This window comes from Pseudoalteromonas arctica A 37-1-2 (genome assembly GCF_000238395.3).
Classification (GTDB): domain Bacteria; phylum Pseudomonadota; class Gammaproteobacteria; order Enterobacterales; family Alteromonadaceae; genus Pseudoalteromonas; species Pseudoalteromonas arctica.
In genome coordinates, this window is the sequence record NZ_CP011025.1 from 1951960 (window position 1) to 1971704 (window position 19745).

The following is a 19745-nucleotide window of genomic DNA, read 5'->3' on the forward strand; positions in this document are numbered from 1 at the left end:
GTAATTAAGTGTTTTTAGTATTTTTATGCATTTTAAACTTAACTCATTATTTGCCATTGGACTGTGCGCAGTATCACTGCCTTCATTTGCACAGCAAGCAACTCAAATTGAAACTCGCGAACCTGAAGCCGCTACTGGATTAATCCATAAAAAAGTGGTGCAAGGTGATAAATACATGGTTGCTGCGGCAAATCCATATGCCTCAAGAGCCGGTCAACAAATTTTAGCCCAAGGCGGCAGTGCCGTAGATGCTGCCATTGCTACTCAACTAGTGCTTACTTTAGTTGAACCGCAATCCTCAGGTATTGGCGGTGGTACATTTATGATGTACTACAACAAAGCAAACAATAAGCTGACTAGTTTTGATGGCCGCGAAACAGCACCTGCAAATGCAGACGAAACGCTGTTTTTAGATAAACACGGTAAAGCCGTTAAATGGATTGAAGCTGTAGTAGGCGGACGCTCTGTTGGTGTGCCTGGTATTTTACATGCCTTTGCAAGCGCGCATAAACAATACGGTACATTGCCGTGGGAAGCGCTTTTTAAACCGGCTATTGAACTTGCAGAGCAAGGCTTTGTAATTTCTCCGCGTTTACATGGCTTATTAGCACGCCAGTTAAACCCAGGCGTATTGAGTATGCCGATTATTAACGAATACTTTTACCCAAATGGTAAATTAATCGAAGCGGGTAGCGTTAAAAAGAATCAACCACTTGCTGATTTATACAAAGACATTGCAAAGCAGGGCATTGATGCATTTTACAAAGGCGAAAACGCTAAACAAATGGTTAATGCTGTACAGCACTCTAAAGTTGCCCCTGGTAAATTAAGTGTGCAAGATTTAGCAGATTACAAAAGTAAAGAACGTGATGCGGTATGTATACAATACCGTGCTTATAACGTGTGTTCTATGGCGCCACCAAGTAGTGGCGGTGTAGCAGTACTACAAATGCTTGGCCTACTTGAGCATAAAGATATGAGCGCACTTAAACCAAATGGCGAAAAAGCGATTCATTACTTTAGCCAAGCTTCGCGTATTGCATTTGCCGATCGCGATATGTACATGGGCGATCCCGATTTCACTCAAGTACCTACACAAGAGCTTTTAAACAAAGATTACATTGCCTCACGCGCTAAATTAATTACCGAAACAGACCAAAAAGCCGTAGCCGGTAATCCAGTAGGGTACTTAAGTTATGCAATGGATGATTCATACGAGTTACCTTCTACTTCGCATGTCTCTATTGTAGATAGCAAAGGTAATGCAGTTTCGATGACCAGTTCAATTGAAATGGCGTTTGGCTCTACTGTTATGGTTAATGGCTTTATTTTAAATAACCAACTAACTGACTTTTCGTTATCGCCACGTAAAAACGGTAAGCTAGTAGCAAACCGTGTAGAGGCTGGTAAACGCCCGCGTAGCTCTATGTCACCGGTAATGGTATTTAATAAAGATGGCAGCTTACGTTTAATTGTAGGCTCACCTGGTGGTAGTCGTATCATCGATTACGTTGCACAAGTTGTTGTGGGTGTTATTGACTGGAATTTATCAGCACAAGACGCTATTAACTTACCGCGTACAACAAATCGTAACGATTACACCAGCCTTGAAAAAGGCACAACCATTGAAGCCATTGCGCCTGCGCTTACTAAACGCGGCCACAATGTACGTATTATTGATTTAAACTCAGGCTTACACGCAGTTGAAGTTAAAAATAATACCTTATATGGTGGCGCTGATCCGCGCCGTGAAGGTGTTGCGTTATCTGATTTAACTGATAATAACGCCACTATCAAATTTTAAATTATGTATAATATACATGCGGGCAGTGAAGCCCGCATGTATTTTCTCTCAATGGTCTGACTAGCTTAATTGTCGTTGCAATTAAACCTCTAACACTGATAATGACAGATCATAACTTAAGACTCCGTTAAAGCCTGGAAATATGACAACTAATACTGATCCTAACTACTTATATATTCATCATTCTGGCCCTGGCCTAATTGAAACACCGCTATTAAATAAAGGCAGCGCCTTTAGTAAAAAAGAACGCGAAAATTTCAATCTTGCTGGTTTACTTCCTCCTCGCTTTGAAACAATAGAAGAGCAAGTTGAGCGTTGTTATCAGCAGTATTCTAGCTTTACCGACAACCTTAATAAGCATATTTACTTACGTGCGATTCAAGATAACAACGAAACACTTTACTACCGTTTAGTACGTGACCACCTTGAAGAAATGATGCCAATCATTTACACACCGACAGTGGGCGATGCTTGTGAAAAATTCTCAGACATTTACCGCAGCGCACGTGGCTTATTTATTTCGTATGAAGATCGTTACCAAATTGACGACATTTTACGCAACGCTACCAAAGGTAAAGTAAAAGTTATTGTTGTAACCGATGGCGAGCGTATTTTAGGCCTAGGCGATCAGGGTATTGGTGGCATGGGTATTCCAATTGGTAAATTGTCACTTTATACAGCGTGTGGCGGTATAAGCCCAGCATACACATTGCCTGTAATGCTTGATGTGGGTACTAATAACGAAAAGCTTTTAAACGATCCTATGTACATGGGTGCACGCCATAAGCGTATTGCTCAAGACGAATACGATGAGTTTTTAGATTTATTCATTAAAGCGGTTAAACGTCGCTGGCCGAATGTATTACTTCAGTTTGAAGATTTTGCACAGCCAAATGCAATGCCATTACTTAAGCGCTACCGCAATGAAATTTGTAGTTTTAACGATGACATTCAAGGTACTGCGGCTGTAACGGTCGGTTCTTTACTTGCTGCGTGTCGTGTTAAAAATTCAACCCTAAGCCAACAAAAAGTAGTTTTTGTGGGTGCAGGTTCTGCTGGTTGTGGTATTGCTGAGCAAATTATTAGCCAAATGGTTTTTGAAGGTATTACAGAAGCTCAAGCGCGTAGCCAAGTATTTATGGTTGACCGCTTTGGTTTGCTTAGTGAGGGTATGGAAGGCTTACGCGATTTCCAACAAGCACTTGCACAACCACAAGGCTCGTTAAGTGATTGGACTTACAGCGGTGAATACGCATCACTTCTTGATGTTATGCACTGTGCACAACCAGACATTTTAATTGGTGTTTCAGGCCAACCTGGTTTGTTTACTGAGCAAGCTATTCGTGCAATGCACGCCGGTTGTGAACAGCCAATTATTTTCCCATTGAGTAATCCATCTAAGCAGGTAGAAGCGCATCCTGCTGATGTGATTAAGTGGACTGACGGTAAAGCGCTTGTTGCAACAGGTAGCCCGTTTGATCCGGTTGAACACAACGGTGAAATTTTCCCAATCCCACAATGTAACAATAGCTATATTTTTCCTGGTATTGGTTTAGGGGTTATTGCAGCTAAAGCAACACGCATTACAGATGCTATGTTAAGTGTGTCTAGCGAAATGCTTGCAGAGTCGTCGCCGCGTGCCAACACAGGTAAAGGTAGTTTATTACCAGCCCTGACTGAAATTGAAACGCTAAGTAAGCGTATTGCATTTGCCATTGCTAAAAAAGCAATCGAGGAGGGCGTTGCTCTTGAGATTACTGATGATGCGTTATGGGCAGCAATCGACAAAAATTACTGGTTACCAAAATACCGTAACTATAAACGTTGTAGTGTTTAATAACGTTTATACGTAATTTTAAGTAAATGGCGTAATAGCATTAGTGCAACGCTTAACAAAAAACAGGCAATTGCCTGTTTTTTTGTGCTTGTTCATATTTAATTAACCACGTAAGGTCTTTAATAGCATTTACATAATTAAAGGATCGACTTAATGAAAACACTGACTCTTGTTTTAGGTAGTGCACTGGCTTTAAACGTACTTAGTTTTGATGCACTTGCGGCAGCGACTCCCGATGCTCCTCATATTTATGTTAAAGGCGAAGCTACTCTTACTACAATGCCAGATTACGTACAGCTTAGCGTAGGTATTACTGAAGTTGATAAAGACTTAATTGCTGCTAAAAATAAAACCGACTTAACCATCGCTAAAGCAATTAAGCTCGTAAAAGAAATTGGTGTTAAAGAGGGAGATATAAACGCCGGACAAATTTCAATAAACCGTGATAGCCAATACAACCGCACTACCGGTAATCAAGAATTTAAAGGCTTTAAGGTTTCTCGTACATTAACTGTAAAACTTAGCGATATAAATAAATACCCTGAGTTACTACAAAGCTTAGTTAACAACGGTATTAACGAAATTAATCAAACGCAATTTTTAGTAAGTAACTACAACGAGCTGCATAAAAAAGCGCAAAAGTTAGCAATTAAAGACGCACGGGATGCAGCAAAAGAGTTTAGTGAAGATTATGGCGTTGATTTAAAAGGATTGTACAGCGCGTCACTAAGTCCACTCAATGTGCAGTCGCAGCCGTACATGCGTGCAGAAAAAGTAATGATGGCTGATAGCGCACCAAGTAACTATGTACCTGATGCCTACCATGCTGGAGAGATTAAAGTAACAGCGTCAAGCTATGCTGTGTACTACATAGATTAAAATATAGGTTCTTCCTAGGGACGATTAACTCTATGTTGCTCGGTTTTTACTTAGCCCACTAGGTTACAAACCTCGCGCCGCGATTTAATCGCCCCTAGATTGAACAAATTTCAATCCAAATAATTCAACACGCCCTAGTGGTGCTCAAATCGTGCCACCAACTTCTCACCTTGCTCTTGGCTAATACGCGCTATTGAGTTGAGCATATTAGTCACTTCGCGTCTGTCGTATTCATTAGTTACATGTTCATTTATGTCATCAACAATCGCATTTAAATAATTAAATAAACTGTTGCGTGCATCGGTATCTTTATGGGCAACAAACAAAATATTTTTAAATGCCTCAAGCACGTTTGTCATTACGTATGCATCGCCTTTGGCGTAATTACGCAGCGGTGTAAAGTTGTCGTGTAATAACTCATCAAAGCTTGTTTCATGAAGGTATAACAATGGGGCATTATCACTGTGCTTAAACGAGTAGTTAATATCGTTAATTGACAGCCTTTGGATAAGTAAAATACTCAGCATATCAATTGATTTAACCGCAGTACCTGGATCGTTTATGCCCGGGCTCATTGCCTTAACTGCAATTTCTGATATTTGCGTTAACCCATAACGGTAATGATCGCTGATGTACTCTTCTATATAAAAAATAAAGCAGTCGAGAATTTTATTTATCAACTCTTCATCGTTTGCTATATCTTTATTACATTTTAAAAACGGATAGCCTTTAACTGTAAAATAGCCTTGGTTAACAGAGATATACACCTTTATATCTTGCTCTGCCAAAATGGCACACAGCTTATCGGTATGTACGCCTTTATAATATCCCTCTGTTTTACTGCTTACCGAATGCCACTTGCTAAAGTCTGGAAAGTCTTCAACTGGGTTCTCTTGCTGTCTTTGTATTATTGTTTTAATTTCGTTTTTAGTTTGGCTAAACAAGCCATTTAATACGTTATCAACCTGAATGGCACGAGAGATTGAATGTATAAAAAATACAAACAAACCTAATGAAATCAAACCAAAAATAAGTGCAAACAACACACCAATTGAAGGAATAGCCGTACTGCCACCTTCAAGTTTATTAATATTTATAAGCATAATAATTGAGTAAATTATGCTGCCTAAATAAAATCCCAAAACCATTTGGTGTGATTTACGCGTAATAAGCCCAGGCACTACGCGGGGCGATAAACTCGCACTGGCCGAATTTAAAACCACCATTACCATCGAAAAACTAAACACGGTAAGCGAAATAATACTACCCGCTAAAGTGCTTAAAATAGTACGCGCGTTTTCGGCGCTATCAACAAGTACAACCGATATAAACGATTTTAGCTGCTCAATAGGGGCTAAATATTCAACCGACATAGTTATAATGGCAAATACTAAAAAGCCCACTGAAAGCATAGAAGGGTAAAAGCCAATACTGTTAATCATTTCACGGTAACTGTCGGCTACTTTGCGAGGTACAAACATAAAATCCTTATGTATTTTTCTACTTACTTAATACCCTTAGCTTAGCATAGGCATTTATTAAACTTCTGATAATGCTGCTCAAATTTATATGTTATTATCACGCCCACAATAATAAAGCGCATGCTTATGCGATAAAAATAACAGGAAAACGCCGTGATCATTTCAACTTATGCTGCATTACTTGCATTCTTTTACATTTATTTGAGCTTTAACGTAATAAAAGTGCGCCGCGCGGAGCAGATATCACTTGGTGATAATGGTAACGCAACGCTACAACGTGCTGTGCGTGCCCACGCTAACTTTATGGAGTACGTGCCAATTGCTTTGATTTTGCTTTTTTTAGCAGAGTACCAAGGGCTTGCTAGCCATTACTGTCATATATTAGGTGGTGCGTTATTAATAGGCCGTGTGTTTCAAAATTTAGGCATAGTAGAAAAAAGCCTGAAATATCGCCAAATTGGTACCATTACTACATTTTTAGTGATTATTGTTAGCGCCTTTGTATTGCTAGTGACACGCGGATAATTAAAGAAAAGTTAATGAGCAAAATATTTATAATAGGTTTACCACGTACCGGCACTACTAGTGTGTGCCACGCATTTTTAGAGCTTGGTATTACAACGGCGCATACCGCGTATACTAATGCTTGTTTTGAAAATGCTAACGCGATTGCCGACACTCCCATATTTAATGACTTTAAAGCGCTTGATATTCATTACCCACACTCTAAATTTATTTATTTAGAGCGCGAACTTGGTGCATGGCTTGTATCAATAAAACAGCTTTTAACGCGTATGCACACTAATTTAACCCGTGCAGACGGGGGCTTTAATATTCATATAAAACGCTGTTATTTAAATACGTTTAGTGAGCTTTCGCTTAATAATATTAGCGACGATAGTTACTTAGCTCACTGCTATAAAACACATTTTAATGATGCTCAAACGTACTTTAAGAACCGTGATCACGATTTTTTATCCATTGATATAGCAAAGCCTGATGGCTATAAAAAGCTATGCAATTTTTTAGCGTTAAAAAGTGATAAAACTGATTTTGAAAAAATGAATATGGGTGGCAAAGTTACCGCGTGGAACGATATTAAACACCCGTTAAAAGTTGAATCTACCGCTAAAGGACGGATAGATAAATTACTGCCTTACAAGATTTTTTAAATCAAATACGTTAAAATCCCCGCATTATTATTTAAGTTGTACAGAACATGTTTGAATTAAAATACCACACCCCATTTGAATGGACCGAAGTTGTCCTTGCTGACTTTAATACTTTTTTACAAGATCACGCCGCTGCAGAAAAAAAAGCATCGGGTATGGCTATGTCTATGCTTTCGCATTATCCAGACAAACGTAAATTAGTAAAAGCTATGACCGATTTAGCGCTAGAAGAATTAATACACTTTAAACAAGTACTTAAATTGCTTTTAGAGCGCGATGTAAACCTAGGTGACGACAAAAAAGATCCGTACATAAAACAAATACGTGCACTGTTTAGACATGGTCGTGATGGTTTTTTAATGGACCGATTACTGGTTGGCGGTGTAATTGAAGCACGTGGCCACGAGCGTTTTTCTTTAGTTGCACAAGCGCTTCCTGAGGGTAAAGAAAAAGATTTTTATGTTGCTATTGCTAAGTCAGAAGAAAAACATAAAAACCTATTTGTAGAACTAGCTTACGAATACTTTGAAAAAGAAGAAGTTGATGTTCGTCTAGAAGAGCTGCTTATAGCTGAAGCTAAAATCTGTGAAAGCATCCCGTTTACAGCCGCTTTGCATTAATTAAAACTAGCGTAAAGCGTATTTTCACTCGCTTTGCGCCACACACCTCTGCTCTTATTTCTTTGTTAACCTCTTCATGAATTGTTGATTTGCAATTTGCGAATCAAAATAATAAAAAACACGTTTATACATCTTAATCCATTGATTATAAATACAAAAACCCTTGGTCTCATACTTGCTACCTATACAGTAAGCAAATTGAGGGAAAGGCTTATGTTAAAATTTATTTTTATACTATTGCTAATATCTTTTACCGCTATGGGCAGTGAAAGTCATTTAGATTATATAGAAAATGCAAATGGTGAGCGGGTACAAAAAGTATCGCACTTAGTTAAATGGACGCATACTCGCTTTGTGTTTACCCGTGATATTTCTCGTATTGCACTTGGCCACGAAACAACACTTGATGTGAACGTGGTAAATGGCCGTGAGCTACTAATTTTAGCTAAAAAGTTGGGCCGTACATCTATGATGGTGTGGTACGACGATAAAAGCTCTGAAACATTTTTACTTGGCGTAACCGAAGACTACAGCGTACTAGAAAATGCCTTAAACGACATCCATCCTGACGTACAGCTAACCATAGCGCCTGATCGCCATGCGGTTGTATTACGCGGTGAAGTACCTACTATAAATTATCGTCATGCCGCTTATGAAGCTGCAAAAAACTACCTTTATGCCAGTAGCTCACAAGCATCACAACCCGTTATCACCTCAAATCCTAACCAAGGCATGTTTAATTCACTTGCTCAACGCTTGCAAGGCTTGGGTAACGCAAACGGCGGCAGCTCTCAAAACTCGAGTAAAGTCGCTATTATTAATTTAATAAAAGTAACTCAAGCACCCAAGCCAAAAGAAGAGCGTATTAGCGAAGTGATTAAATCAATGGGCGCAAATAAAGTGACCATTAAACGCATCTCGGTTGATGAGTTATCAAATGACGACAACGATGTGTTTTTACTTTCCGGCTCTGTAAAAAACCAGATAGAGCTAGTGCGCTTATTAAATACAATTAATAAATTATTCGAACCAGAGCAAGCATTACAAACTCAGGGTTCTCCTCTTGATCCTAATAATTTAATGGGCGGCGCAACGCAGGATAAAAGTTCAGGTATTGAAGTACTTGCCAACGAGTCAGGCGGTTTAATAAATGATGCTACCTCAGGATTAAATTTAAGTAATGTAAGTTCAAACATTGCAAGAGCAACGTTGCTGTCAGTGGCTGGCGGTAAAGTTTTGTCAAGTATTGAAGTTGAAGATTTACCGCAAGTGCGTGTATCGGTGCAGCTATACGAAGTAAATCAACGTAGGTTAAAGCAATGGCGCCCAGATATTAGCGTGCTCTCTAATGGATATGAAAAAGAAGCGGGCTTATTTGGCCGTGACGGTATGACTAATCGCGAATCTGGCTCTGCAACAATAGAAAATGCGCTGCAATTAATTGGTGGTCAATTAACTAATAACTTACAGCTTTCTACCTCACAGTTTGCCATTGATATGTTATTTTCATTACTTGAACAAGAAGGTATTTCTCGAACGCTTTCTCGCCCTACAATCACGGTTTTAGCCGGTGAAAGTGCCGTGTTTAAAGTCGGTGGTGAAGTACCTGTACCTACAAGTTATAGCCCATCTGGAATTACAAGCGGTCAGCAAGGTAGTAGTGGGTCGGTGTTTAGCGGTACAGAATTTAAATCATTCGGAGTTGAATTAAATGTACGCGCCATGGTTGACGACAAAGATAGAATAACACTTGATCTAAACCCAGTAATTTCATTACCCGATACCACGTTAACCGCCGAAATTGCACAAAGTACAGGCAGCAGTTTAAACAGCAGTGCATTTAATACACGCAGCATGCAAACATCAACACGTTTAAAAGACGGGCAACCTCTTATTATTGGTGGCTTAATTAGCACCGATAACAATGCAAGCCACGACTTTGTACCTGATGGCAACGGCAATAGCATGCTAGGAAAGTTAAGCGAAACAACCAGTAAAAGTGAAAACAACCGCGAGCTTATAATTGTTGTAACTCCAAACCTGGTGCGTGAGCCAATTAATACATTACGTTCGTGGGAGCACGCAAATATAGACACCCAGGTACTTAGCTATATACAGGAGCAAGGGCTATGAAAATATTTTATATTATTTTACTGCTTACTTTATCGGGTTGCGCTCATATTGATTACAAGCCAACAGTAAATCCTTACAACGCGTTGAGTGACATCGTTAAAAAATACCAATTAAATGCCCAACCATTAAAGTGTGAAGGTATAAATGCAAGTAACTGTTTAAACCTAGTGCATGAGGTGAATCAGTTAATGCTTGAACACCCCGATAACACGGCAATACTGTCGATATCGGCCTACGTACTTTATAAAAGTGGCCGTGCTAATCAATCTCAACAAGTTATAAACACATTACTGAATAAAGCTAATCCACCATTAAATGCAATTACTTTAGGGGTTACGTTAGCAATAGAGCAAGGTAATTTAGCTAAAGCAAAAAGTATTGCTCAATACGGCGTTGATGTTTTTGGTACACATGCTTCACCATACCTGCAAATGGCCTCTATACATTATGCTCAGGGCAGTTACGTTATAGCTTCAAACTACTTAGAGCTTTCGGTTAAGTTTGGTTTAAATAGCACCGCCTATTTTTACCATAAAGGGTTAATTGAAGAAGCGAATACCAATAATTTATTGGCCTGTGGCTACTATGAGCAAGTTTTACGTGCAGAACCCACGCATAAAAAAGCACTTGCTAGGCGCGGTAAACTCTCCGTTTTAGGTAATTGTTATTCTTAAGGCCTTCGGGCCTTTTTTATACCTAAAATTTGGCATTATTAAGGAGCCAAAATCACTTTATTATTTATCAAAAATAGGAGTAAAGCTTACGCTCATCCTACGTTTTATACATAACCTCACAAGATTGCTTTTAATATTTCCCCCTTACACTATTCATCAGTTTTAATAATACTTTCAATAACGTAAACCTAGCATTATTTATCTAAAATATTTTTAATATTGATTTGCATTTTGCAAATCAAAAATGAAAATATCTAATAAACAATAACCATTAAAAACATAACTAACTGTATTTAATGGTTATTTATAGCTGGCATGGTCCTCGCAATATGTAAAGTGAGCATAAGCTCTTCTAATTTAAAGGCTACGATTATGAAAACTATTAAACATAACTTAAATAGCAAAAAGCAAAAAGGTTTTGTACTAACGTCAGAGCTAATCATTCTTTCTACTTCAATGGTAGCAGCACTTGTAATTGGTTTATCTACATTACGTGACTCGGTAACCAGCGAACTTGAAGATGTAGCTGAAGCAATTGGCTCACTTGACCAAAGCTATGTATTTGACGGCATGATTAACGCCGAAGGCACTGCTGAAGTGTCTGGCTCTGGGTTTGTGGATTCAGTTGATGTGTACGCAGGCGATGGCAGTTCATTCACTTTTGTTGCATCAGACTTTAGTGAAAGTGCCGCACTTGTTAATGCAACACCAAGCGGCGATGCTGCAACACGTACAGCAGCTGGCGGTTCGCAAGGTAACTAACGCAAGGTACCCAATATAAGGCAACCAGGTTTGAATACCAAGCTTAAGGCTCACTGCCACAAAAGTGTGGCAGTGAAAGTTACTCTGGAGGAATATTATGAAAAGTAAAAGTAACAAAGGCGCAACCACTGCGGCTCTCACATTACTCATCACCTCTGGCATGTTAGCTTCGGCTTTGGGCATTAGACAGGTAAACGATGAAAATAGCGTAACAGCCTGGGTAGTAAACAAAAATATGTCGGCCGGTCAAATAGTAACCGTTCACGATGTAGAGCAAAAAAGTATAGATCCAAGTAACTATTCAAATATTGCACTGAGCGTTCAAAATCCGCGTGCATTAATTGGTCAAAAATTAGCAACTAACAAAATGGTTGAACAACCCTTGTTCGACACCGATTTTATTAGAGCGAAAAGCCAAAACTTATCAGAAGCCATACCTGCAGGGCGTGTTTTATATACTTTAAAACTAAACACCTTAGATATTCCGCTTTCGCGTATACACAAAGGTGACCGACTCGACATAGTCGCTAAAACTAATCGCTTAGTAAGAACAGTTGCCCGTGATGTACAGCTTATTGGTGTTTCAAAAGCTCCTAAATCGCAAGCCGCAAAAAGTGGCGTAATGGATAATTTAGCTAAAGAGTCTAATTCTGCTGCGGGCGGTGTTTCATTAGTCCTTGCGGTACTTCCAAAAGATGTTTATTCGTTGGCGGGTATAGATAACGCCGACAAAGTTTCAATTATTGTGCATAGCGCTTATGACATTGAACAAGGTCGTTTGCAAAACTTTTCACGCTTACAAACCAGTCGCACAATCGAAGTGGTTAAAGGCGTTAAAAATGAAGCTGTATATGTAGCTAAGTGAGTTTTTATGTTTAATTTATCAAGCAAACATGAAGAAGTTCAAACCAGTTTAAGTACCTTTGAAGAGCTTAAAAAGCTATTGCACGATGCTGTTATCGAAGAGTACGAACAAGAACCAACCGCGCTTTTATCAAGTAATGTTCTCGAAAAAATCTCTGCATTGTGCAGTGAAATTCCACAATTTAATCAATCTTCATTTAATCAACATCAACAAGAGCAGGTTGTTCAGGCTGTATTTGATGAAATTCAGGGCCTTGGCCCTATTGCACAATTTATGCTGGACGATCAAGTAAGTGATATTTTAATAAACGACACGCAAGATATTTGGATTGATAAACAAGGCAAACTACTTTGCACAGCCAGTAAGTTTGATGACGAACGCCATTTACGCCGATTTGTTGATCGCTTACTTGATGGCTGTGGTCGCCAAGTCAATGCGCTTATGCCAATTGTTGATGGCAAACTAAAAGATGGTAGCCGTGTTCATATTATTGTACCGCCTGCGTGTACCAGCGCAGCTATTGTGTCTATTCGTAAGTTTAACCATAAAAAAATAAACGATGACTTTTTAGTTAATAACCATTTTTTAGATAAAAACATCTTATCATTTTTAAAAAGTGCAGTTAAAACAGGCGTTAATATTTTAGTGTGTGGCAATGCAGGGGCTGGTAAAACGTCATTATTAAACGTACTTGCCAACTCAATTAATCCAAATGAACGTGTTGTAACCATTGAAGAAAGCGCTGAACTTAATTTGCATCACAACCACGTTGTGCAATTAGAAGCTCACGACACAAACAGCGATGGTAAAGGTGCAGTAAGCCTAAGAGATTTAGTAAAAGCAGCCCTTAGAATGCGCGCAGATAGAATAATTGTTGGAGAGGTACGCTCAGGCGAGGTAATCGATATGCTCCAAGCAATGAACTGTGGTCACCAAGGTTCGATGACGACCATACATGCTAACAGCGCAAATGATGCCGTTATTCGTTTATCTACCTTAGTGCAGTTACACAATGCACAACTGAGCGATACCCATACAAGTTCGCTAATCGCGTCGAGTATTCAACTTATTGTGCATGTTTCTCGCTCAACTAATGGCACCCGAACTCTAAAAAGTATTGGTGAAATTAAGCGTGTTAATGGCGGCGCACATTTTAGCCCGCTTTATAGTATTAATGAAGCAGAGCCAGTACAAAGTGAGTTAATAGATAACTCAAGTGTTATTGAGTTTATGAAAGGCCAAGGCGCAAATGCACAAGAATTAAAAGCATTACTGCACAATAACCCGGAGGCTAACAATGACTAAACTTGATTATTTATTAGCTATAGCGGCGGTTATAACCTTTGTACTTGCAGCTAGTGTGTTGGTTTCTTTGTATGCTAAAAATAAAAGCAACCAGAGCGCTAAAAAAGTAAATATTTTAGAAGAAAAAGACGTACTTACTTTGTCACTACGAGTGCTAGGCTTAAACATAAGTAACGCTTGGTTTATAAGCATGGCGTGCTCGCTCTCTAGTAGCTCATGGTTTTTAGCTAAATTATATTATCCCGAGGCATCAACCAGCGCGTTTATTATTTCAATCGTGGTTTTTGTAACCTGTTTTATAGCTGTGATAGACCTAGCTCATTATAAATTAGCAAAATTTGAGCATCATTTTTTAGAATTTATTGAAACCGTACAATCGTGTTTAAGCACTGGGCTATCGCTACAGCAATCAATGCAGTTTGCTGATGAACATGCAGACCCATATATAAAAAAACAAAGCACCTTACTAATACAACGCATGAGCATGGGTAGTGATGCCGAAACGTCGTTTGCCCCTTTAATTGAAAGATACAACTGCGAAACCGTAAGATTGTTTGCTCATAGCATCATTACACATACACAAAGCCAGTGTGATTTAACCGATATGCTAAAAAGCGTATGCAACATGATGTCGCTTCGGACCCTCGACCGCCAACAGCTAAAAGCTAAGCTTTCGGGCACTAAATACGCTGCTGTATTTAGTGGTTTTTTACCTTACGCACTAATTCCTTTATTTAGCTATACCGATCCAACCTGGTTTGAACCATTATTAAACGACCCTAATGGGATTGCATTTATAACGGTTGCGCTTCTTTGTCAGCTATTTGGCTTTTTATGGCTACGCCTTAGCTTAAGGGTAACATTATGATTGATATACTTTTACTTATCGGACTTCTAGTAAGTATGGGCTCATTTATCCATATTCATAGGCAATCTCTTAAAGTTGAATTAGATAAACCCGATACTAAAAACATTAATTGGTATCCGCTAATCATCATCTCTAAACGTCAACTAAGACAAGCAGGGATTCAAATTAATAAAATATTAATAAGCCTGTACTGCTTCAAAGTGGCTGCTACTTTCAGTGCATTTACGGTTATAGAACTAACAGGTTATGAGCTGAGCCAATCGATTAAATTATTACTGTGTTTTATGTGTTTTTTTGCACCAGAATGTTGGTTTTTATTACGTAAAAATCAACGCAAAACCACTATTAATAATAGCTTAGAGTTTTTTTTACGGGTGTTACTGGTTTACATGCGCGCTGGATTTTCGTTAGAGCGCTCATTTGCACTGGCGGTTGATCATGGATTAAGTCAAAAACACCCATTATACAAAGAGCTAAAGTTATTTTTATTCGAACTAAGCGCAGGTAAAGATCGTGAATTTGCATTTAATTCACTTTTTGAAAGAACTGACGTATTAGGAATTAAAAAGCTCGCCAACTTAATGTTAATAGGGTCAAAACTTGGTACGCCACTTATCCAAGCAGTAGAGGCTCAACTTGAAGGCCTAGCTCTAAAAAAGAACATTTTACTCGCTAAAAAGGTAAACAAAAAAGCGATGCACACAACCTTTCCCATTATCTTAATTTGTTTTCCGATGTTTTTGGTATTGGTGTTTTTTCCCGCAGCATTACAAGTAATGAATGTACTTAAAATGCTTGTAGAAGTGTTATAGGAGCCTGATATGAAAAAGCATTATCAACAAGGGTACATACTAACTATTGAGCTTATATTGATTATAACTATTTTAATTATTGGCTCAATTGGTGGGGTGATTTTAGTAAGGGATGCCCTTATTAAGCGCCATCAAACTAAGGTAGATAATCAAATTACAGTCGTTGATGCTAATAATAGACCACTCGGTATTGCAGTAAGTTTTGATGAGCACCAAGCCCCACTAATTTTTTATACAGACCGGGGGGCAAACAACACGTACCGAGCATTAATAGGCATACGAGACGATAGGTTTACATCGCGCGAAGCCGTTTATTACGATGCACCAAATTGCCAAGGTAATCCCTGTTTAAAAGGCTTAAGCGACGAAGCAACCGATAGCCAAGGTGTAAGTAAACTAAATAATACCGGTAATGTAAGTTATATAAATGCGCTGCAGCAAGGTCCAAATTATGCAATAGGGCAGTTAGGTAATACCGTTATTGGTCAGTTATTAAGAAGTACGCCACAACAATGCCCAGCTAATAGTGAACAAATTCTATCTCGTTATGTATCACAAAAAGTAGTAACAGGCTCACCTTGTGAAAGCTTTGAAATAGATAAGCAACCGGCTGACAGTAGTTGTTTAGTTGGAGTAACAGCTTTAGGTAATCCACTTTTAGGTACAAGCGATCAAGGTTTATCGCAATCGTGTGATACATGCCAAACGGGGTACGAATCGCAAGGAGACATACTTGATTTATATTTACCCCAGGTAGAACCGCTTTTAAATACAGCCCTTAATGCGCTGTCATTAGTTGGTATTGGAACAAGTGTTGATATAGAGCTTGGTACAATATGCTGCCCAGAAGGTACACGCTTAGAAGAAGATGAAAACATTGTAGAAACGCTTGTTTTTACTGTTTTAAAAACAACGTTTGAGTTGGTCGGTATCGACTTAATCAACAACCTGATTATAAGCGAAACACTGAGCTTAATAGGTATTGAGCCAGGCGTTACATATTGCAAAACATCACTTAATTTAGTTAATGCAGAACAAGTAATTAATATCACTACAGGCGAACCTGCACTTAGTAGCTTAACACCACCATTTAAAGTTTTACTGCCAGTACATAGCGGCCAAAACAGTACAACGTGGATACATACTCCCCCAAAAGGGGAAGGAGAACGTCAATGAACGCCTCAAATATATTTACCTCACATGCTAATGTAGCAGATACACAAACTGATGAAATATCAACAGAAATTAAAGAAACGCTAACACTACTAAAACAGTTTTATGATGTTTCAATTGTTAAATTTATCGATTTTAGAGAAGTTTATTCAAAGCAGTTAATAACCTGCAACGATAAAGAAAGCGTCAAAAATGAGTTATTAAGCTATCAAAAACGCTGTACACAAGAAAAACTATATCTATTTGAAGATACTTTTTTTGATGATGTATCAAACAACACGCACAAATTAATTCGTTTTTATGCACAATATCCAATTTATAGTGTCACTAATAAATTAATTGGCGTAGTGTTGATGGCCGATTTAGCACCTAAAACATTAATAGGTTCACAAAAAGATCAGTTTATTTCATTTGCTCAATTATTACAGACACAGTTAAATAAAAATTCAGATTCAGTAAGTAATCAAAGTACTAAGCCTGAGAAAAAAAATTATGGTGAAAAGTATATTCATGTATTTAGTTTAGCGCCCGTCGCATTTTTAATTGCATTAGTATTATGCTCATTCACTGCATTACTTCTTTATACTATTGAAAAAAAAGAGCTGCAAAGTAATTACAATCAACAAACCCAGCAATTACGTAAAACGTTATTTAATGCATTAGAGCGATTTGATAATCAAGGATTGTACATATCTCAAAAAGATTTAGTTATTGCAGGCTTTTTGCAAAGTCAAAATAACTATACAAAAGAGCAGCTTAATAATTTAGTGCAGAGTCAGGTTTCACAAAATTTAACTTACAAAGGCTATGTGGTGTTTGATTCTGAATATAATCAGCTTGCACTTTGGTCAAAAAATAATTTTGATTTAGCCGCGTATGGGTTTAAAAATTGGTTAGAAAAATTTAATAAAAGAGCAAATAAACAAGCAGTAGAAGTATTTACGGTTGCTGATACGGCCTTCTTAATTTCTGAAATAAAAATAAAACAAGGCTCTATTTATACGCTTACAGCATTTGATTTAAGTAAGTTTTTAAAAGCCGTTATTGGCAAATTAAACACTGAAAATTATAACGTTTTTATAGCAACACCACAGTTTACTTTAGGAAAACAAGGAGAAGTAAACCCGAGTATAATTAAAAATAGTATTAGCGCTTTAAGCAGTCGTTTTCCACCTACTTGGCGCTTGCATGTGCAACCAATGAATAAAATAGTACGACCAAAAATAACTAAATACAGTTTAATTAGATTAGGGTTAATCTCTTTTTGTGTATTCGCGTTTGTGTATTATTTTTTACGTTTGCCAAGGCGTTTACACAGTGAAATAAAACAAAAAAATCAGTTAATACTCAATAGAGAAGAGCTTTTTTCAAGTTCTCTGGATGCATTGCCGCATGGGTTTGCTATTTTTAATAGCCACGAATTTCCTGTGATTACCAACAATGCTTTTAATCTTTTATTTGCACAGGTGAATAAACAAAACAGTCAGCTATCGTATAGCCAGCTGATAAGTATTGCGCAGCAGCATAATATTATAAATCACTACCATGAACATCATAAGCTTGATGATGACCGTAACCAATTAATAGATATAGGTTTTACAGACGGGAAGTGGATAACTGTATTACAAAGACATACAGATTTTAATGGTTTCGTTTGCTACTTTAGAGATGATACAGAGGCACATCAAAAAGAATGTTTACTCGCTGATGTTCTCGAAAAATCAAAACAGACAAATCAATTAAAAGAAAAATTTGTTACAAGGCTTAGTCGTCAGTTAAAAACGCCTTTATCATCTTTAAAGTCATTAGTTGAAATATCTAAAGATCCAATAAGCCTTAACGAATTTAAAAACAATGTGGGGAATATTTCTGATGCATGCGACCAGCTCGAAAGTGTAATTCAACAACTCGTAAATATAAATAAATCGGAAATAGGTAAGTTAAAGCTTCAGGCCAAAAACGTAAACCTAAATCAAATGATCAATAATAACATGTCGATTTTAGCTAAAGAGGCTGAAAATAAAAGAATCGCTCTTAAAAATAATATTACGCCTGAATTAACGGTCGCAAGCGATGAAAAGTTAATTTCTCAATTGGTTATTCAATTAGTGACTGAGGTTTTGGATTCATCAAATAATACAACGCTTTCAATTAACGCTCAGATTAAAAATGAAAGTAAACGTAATTACTTATACCTCGATTTTTCATTAAGTAATTTGATCGACAGTAGTAACTTTATAACTGAGCTTAAAAGTATATCGGGTGATGATATAACGCGCTTTATAGATGATAAAGACGTGTCATTAGAGTTAAAGTTTTTTATTTCAATATTTAAAATGTTAGGTGGTAAAGCGATAACTGTAAGTAGTAACGCGAATAAATCAACGATATCACTTTCTATGTTGGTCAACATAGCAACCAAACAAGGTAAAGACAATGAGCAAGAAGTACCAAGTAGCTCGTTAACAAATAATGATTTAGTAAAAGCTAGTTTAGTAACTAACAAACACCAAAACACGCTATTACTGGTTGATGACGATCCTCTTGTTGAGATTGTAATTAGAGCGATGCTAAAAAATGAGAATATTAAAATAGATTACGCGCGCAGTGCAATAGAAGCGATGTTGATGGTATCGCAAAACAGTTACGACATTATTTTAATGGACATAGTAATGCCAGAATTGTCGGGAACTGACGCTATGTTAAAAATTAAAAAACACAGTGACAATTTGAAAACTAAAATAATTGCGCATACATCGACACCCGATACAGATTCAAAATACGTTAACCAGGGCTTTGATGACATGCTATTAAAACCAGTAAAACAAGGTGTATTAATAAATCAAATAACACGCATTTTAAAAGATAAATCGTTATAAATTAGCGAATATTACTGGAACAGTAATGAGGTAAAACATGAAAAACACTATTGAAAATATGGCTGAAGTTATCGAGTTTAAAGTAACGCCAATAAATAAAACTAAACGACTGCTTTTAGTAGATGATGACTTGCTAATAGAAATAGTAATTAGAAAAATGCTTAACGAAGAAAATATTTTAATAGATTTCGCATCAAGTGCTATAGAGGCGCTACTTATGGTTTCTCAAAATATTTACGATATTATTTTAATGGATATAGTAATGCCGCAATTTACAGGCACCGACGCAATGCTAAAAATAAGAAAGCATGCTGACGCATCAGCAACAAAAATTATCGCTCATACATTTAGTGAAAACGAAAATAGTGATAACAAGTATGTGAAGCTTGGGTTTAACGGCCTGTTATTGAAGCCAGTTAAGCAAAGTGTATTAATAGAAAATATTAGATATTTTTTGGAATGATAAATTGAAACAGTAGGG

Annotated in this window: 17 protein-coding genes; 16 read left to right on the plus strand and 1 reads right to left on the minus strand. The window is 37.5% G+C overall.

The window, feature by feature from the left end; translation table 11 throughout:
* Positions 1-25 precede the first annotated feature (25 nt).
* From ggt to PARC_RS08805, 3 genes are all read left to right on the plus strand, one after another.
* Complete coding sequence (gene ggt / locus PARC_RS08795) at positions 26-1804, plus strand: gamma-glutamyltransferase (RefSeq protein WP_010552786.1); 1779 nt, start codon at positions 26-28, stop codon at positions 1802-1804.
* Between the two features lie 142 nt (positions 1805-1946).
* Positions 1947-3641 (plus strand): NAD-dependent malic enzyme, encoded by a 1695-nt coding sequence (locus tag PARC_RS08800; RefSeq protein ID WP_007586692.1) that lies wholly within the window; start codon positions 1947-1949, stop codon positions 3639-3641.
* Between the two features lie 153 nt (positions 3642-3794).
* The gene (locus PARC_RS08805) at positions 3795-4520 is read left to right on the plus strand and encodes an SIMPL domain-containing protein (RefSeq protein WP_010552787.1); all 726 of its coding nucleotides are present in this window, start codon (positions 3795-3797) and stop codon (positions 4518-4520) included.
* Between the two features lie 134 nt (positions 4521-4654).
* Here PARC_RS08805 and PARC_RS08810 read toward each other — a convergent pair whose 3' ends face one another.
* Complete coding sequence (locus tag PARC_RS08810; RefSeq protein WP_010552788.1) at positions 4655-6001, minus strand: DUF2254 domain-containing protein; 1347 nt, start codon at positions 5999-6001, stop codon at positions 4655-4657.
* A 153-nt stretch (positions 6002-6154) separates the two neighbouring features.
* Here PARC_RS08810 and PARC_RS08815 point away from each other — a divergent pair, with 153 nt between their 5' ends.
* The 13 genes from PARC_RS08815 (at position 6155) to PARC_RS08875 (ending at position 19727) form a co-directional block, all read left to right on the plus strand.
* Positions 6155-6526: an MAPEG family protein gene (locus PARC_RS08815; protein ID WP_007586689.1), complete on the plus strand. Its 372-nt coding sequence runs from the start codon at positions 6155-6157 to the stop codon at positions 6524-6526.
* 14 nt (positions 6527-6540) lie between these two features.
* Complete coding sequence (locus PARC_RS08820; RefSeq protein ID WP_010552789.1) at positions 6541-7173, plus strand: sulfotransferase; 633 nt, start codon at positions 6541-6543, stop codon at positions 7171-7173.
* Between the two features lie 47 nt (positions 7174-7220).
* Complete coding sequence (locus PARC_RS08825) at positions 7221-7793, plus strand: MiaE family protein (protein WP_007586685.1); 573 nt, start codon at positions 7221-7223, stop codon at positions 7791-7793.
* Positions 7794-8006: 213 nt separating this feature from the next.
* Positions 8007-9926 carry a pilus assembly protein N-terminal domain-containing protein gene (locus tag PARC_RS08830; RefSeq protein WP_010552790.1) on the plus strand — a complete coding sequence of 640 codons (1920 nt, stop codon included), beginning with the start codon at positions 8007-8009 and terminating at the stop codon, positions 9924-9926.
* A complete protein-coding gene (locus PARC_RS08835; RefSeq protein WP_010552791.1) occupies positions 9923-10600 on the plus strand; it encodes a tetratricopeptide repeat protein in 678 nt (225 codons plus the stop codon). Before PARC_RS08830 ends, PARC_RS08835 begins: the two co-directional genes overlap by 4 nt.
* A gap of 372 nt (positions 10601-10972) precedes the next feature.
* Complete coding sequence (locus PARC_RS08840) at positions 10973-11362, plus strand: hypothetical protein (protein ID WP_010552792.1); 390 nt, start codon at positions 10973-10975, stop codon at positions 11360-11362.
* A gap of 97 nt (positions 11363-11459) precedes the next feature.
* Entirely contained in the window at positions 11460-12227 is a 768-nt protein-coding gene (locus PARC_RS08845) for a hypothetical protein (protein ID WP_010552793.1), read from the plus strand.
* 6 nt (positions 12228-12233) lie between these two features.
* Positions 12234-13532: a TadA family conjugal transfer-associated ATPase gene (locus PARC_RS08850; RefSeq protein ID WP_010552794.1), complete on the plus strand. Its 1299-nt coding sequence runs from the start codon at positions 12234-12236 to the stop codon at positions 13530-13532.
* A complete protein-coding gene (locus PARC_RS08855; RefSeq protein WP_010552795.1) occupies positions 13525-14400 on the plus strand; it encodes a type II secretion system F family protein in 876 nt (291 codons plus the stop codon). The genes PARC_RS08850 and PARC_RS08855 overlap by 8 nt, the downstream gene beginning before the upstream one ends.
* On the plus strand, positions 14397-15212 hold the full coding sequence (locus PARC_RS08860; protein ID WP_010552796.1) for a type II secretion system F family protein: 816 nt from the start codon (positions 14397-14399) through the stop codon (positions 15210-15212). The genes PARC_RS08855 and PARC_RS08860 overlap by 4 nt, the downstream gene beginning before the upstream one ends.
* A 9-nt stretch (positions 15213-15221) precedes the next feature.
* A complete protein-coding gene (locus tag PARC_RS08865) occupies positions 15222-16388 on the plus strand; it encodes a hypothetical protein (protein ID WP_010552797.1) in 1167 nt (388 codons plus the stop codon).
* The gene (locus PARC_RS08870) at positions 16385-19264 is read left to right on the plus strand and encodes an ATP-binding response regulator (protein ID WP_010552798.1); all 2880 of its coding nucleotides are present in this window, start codon (positions 16385-16387) and stop codon (positions 19262-19264) included. Before PARC_RS08865 ends, PARC_RS08870 begins: the two co-directional genes overlap by 4 nt.
* Before the next feature lie 37 nt (positions 19265-19301).
* Positions 19302-19727, plus strand: coding sequence for a response regulator (locus tag PARC_RS08875; RefSeq protein WP_010552799.1), 426 nt, complete (start codon positions 19302-19304; stop codon positions 19725-19727).
* The last annotated feature ends 18 nt before the right edge of the window (positions 19728-19745 follow it).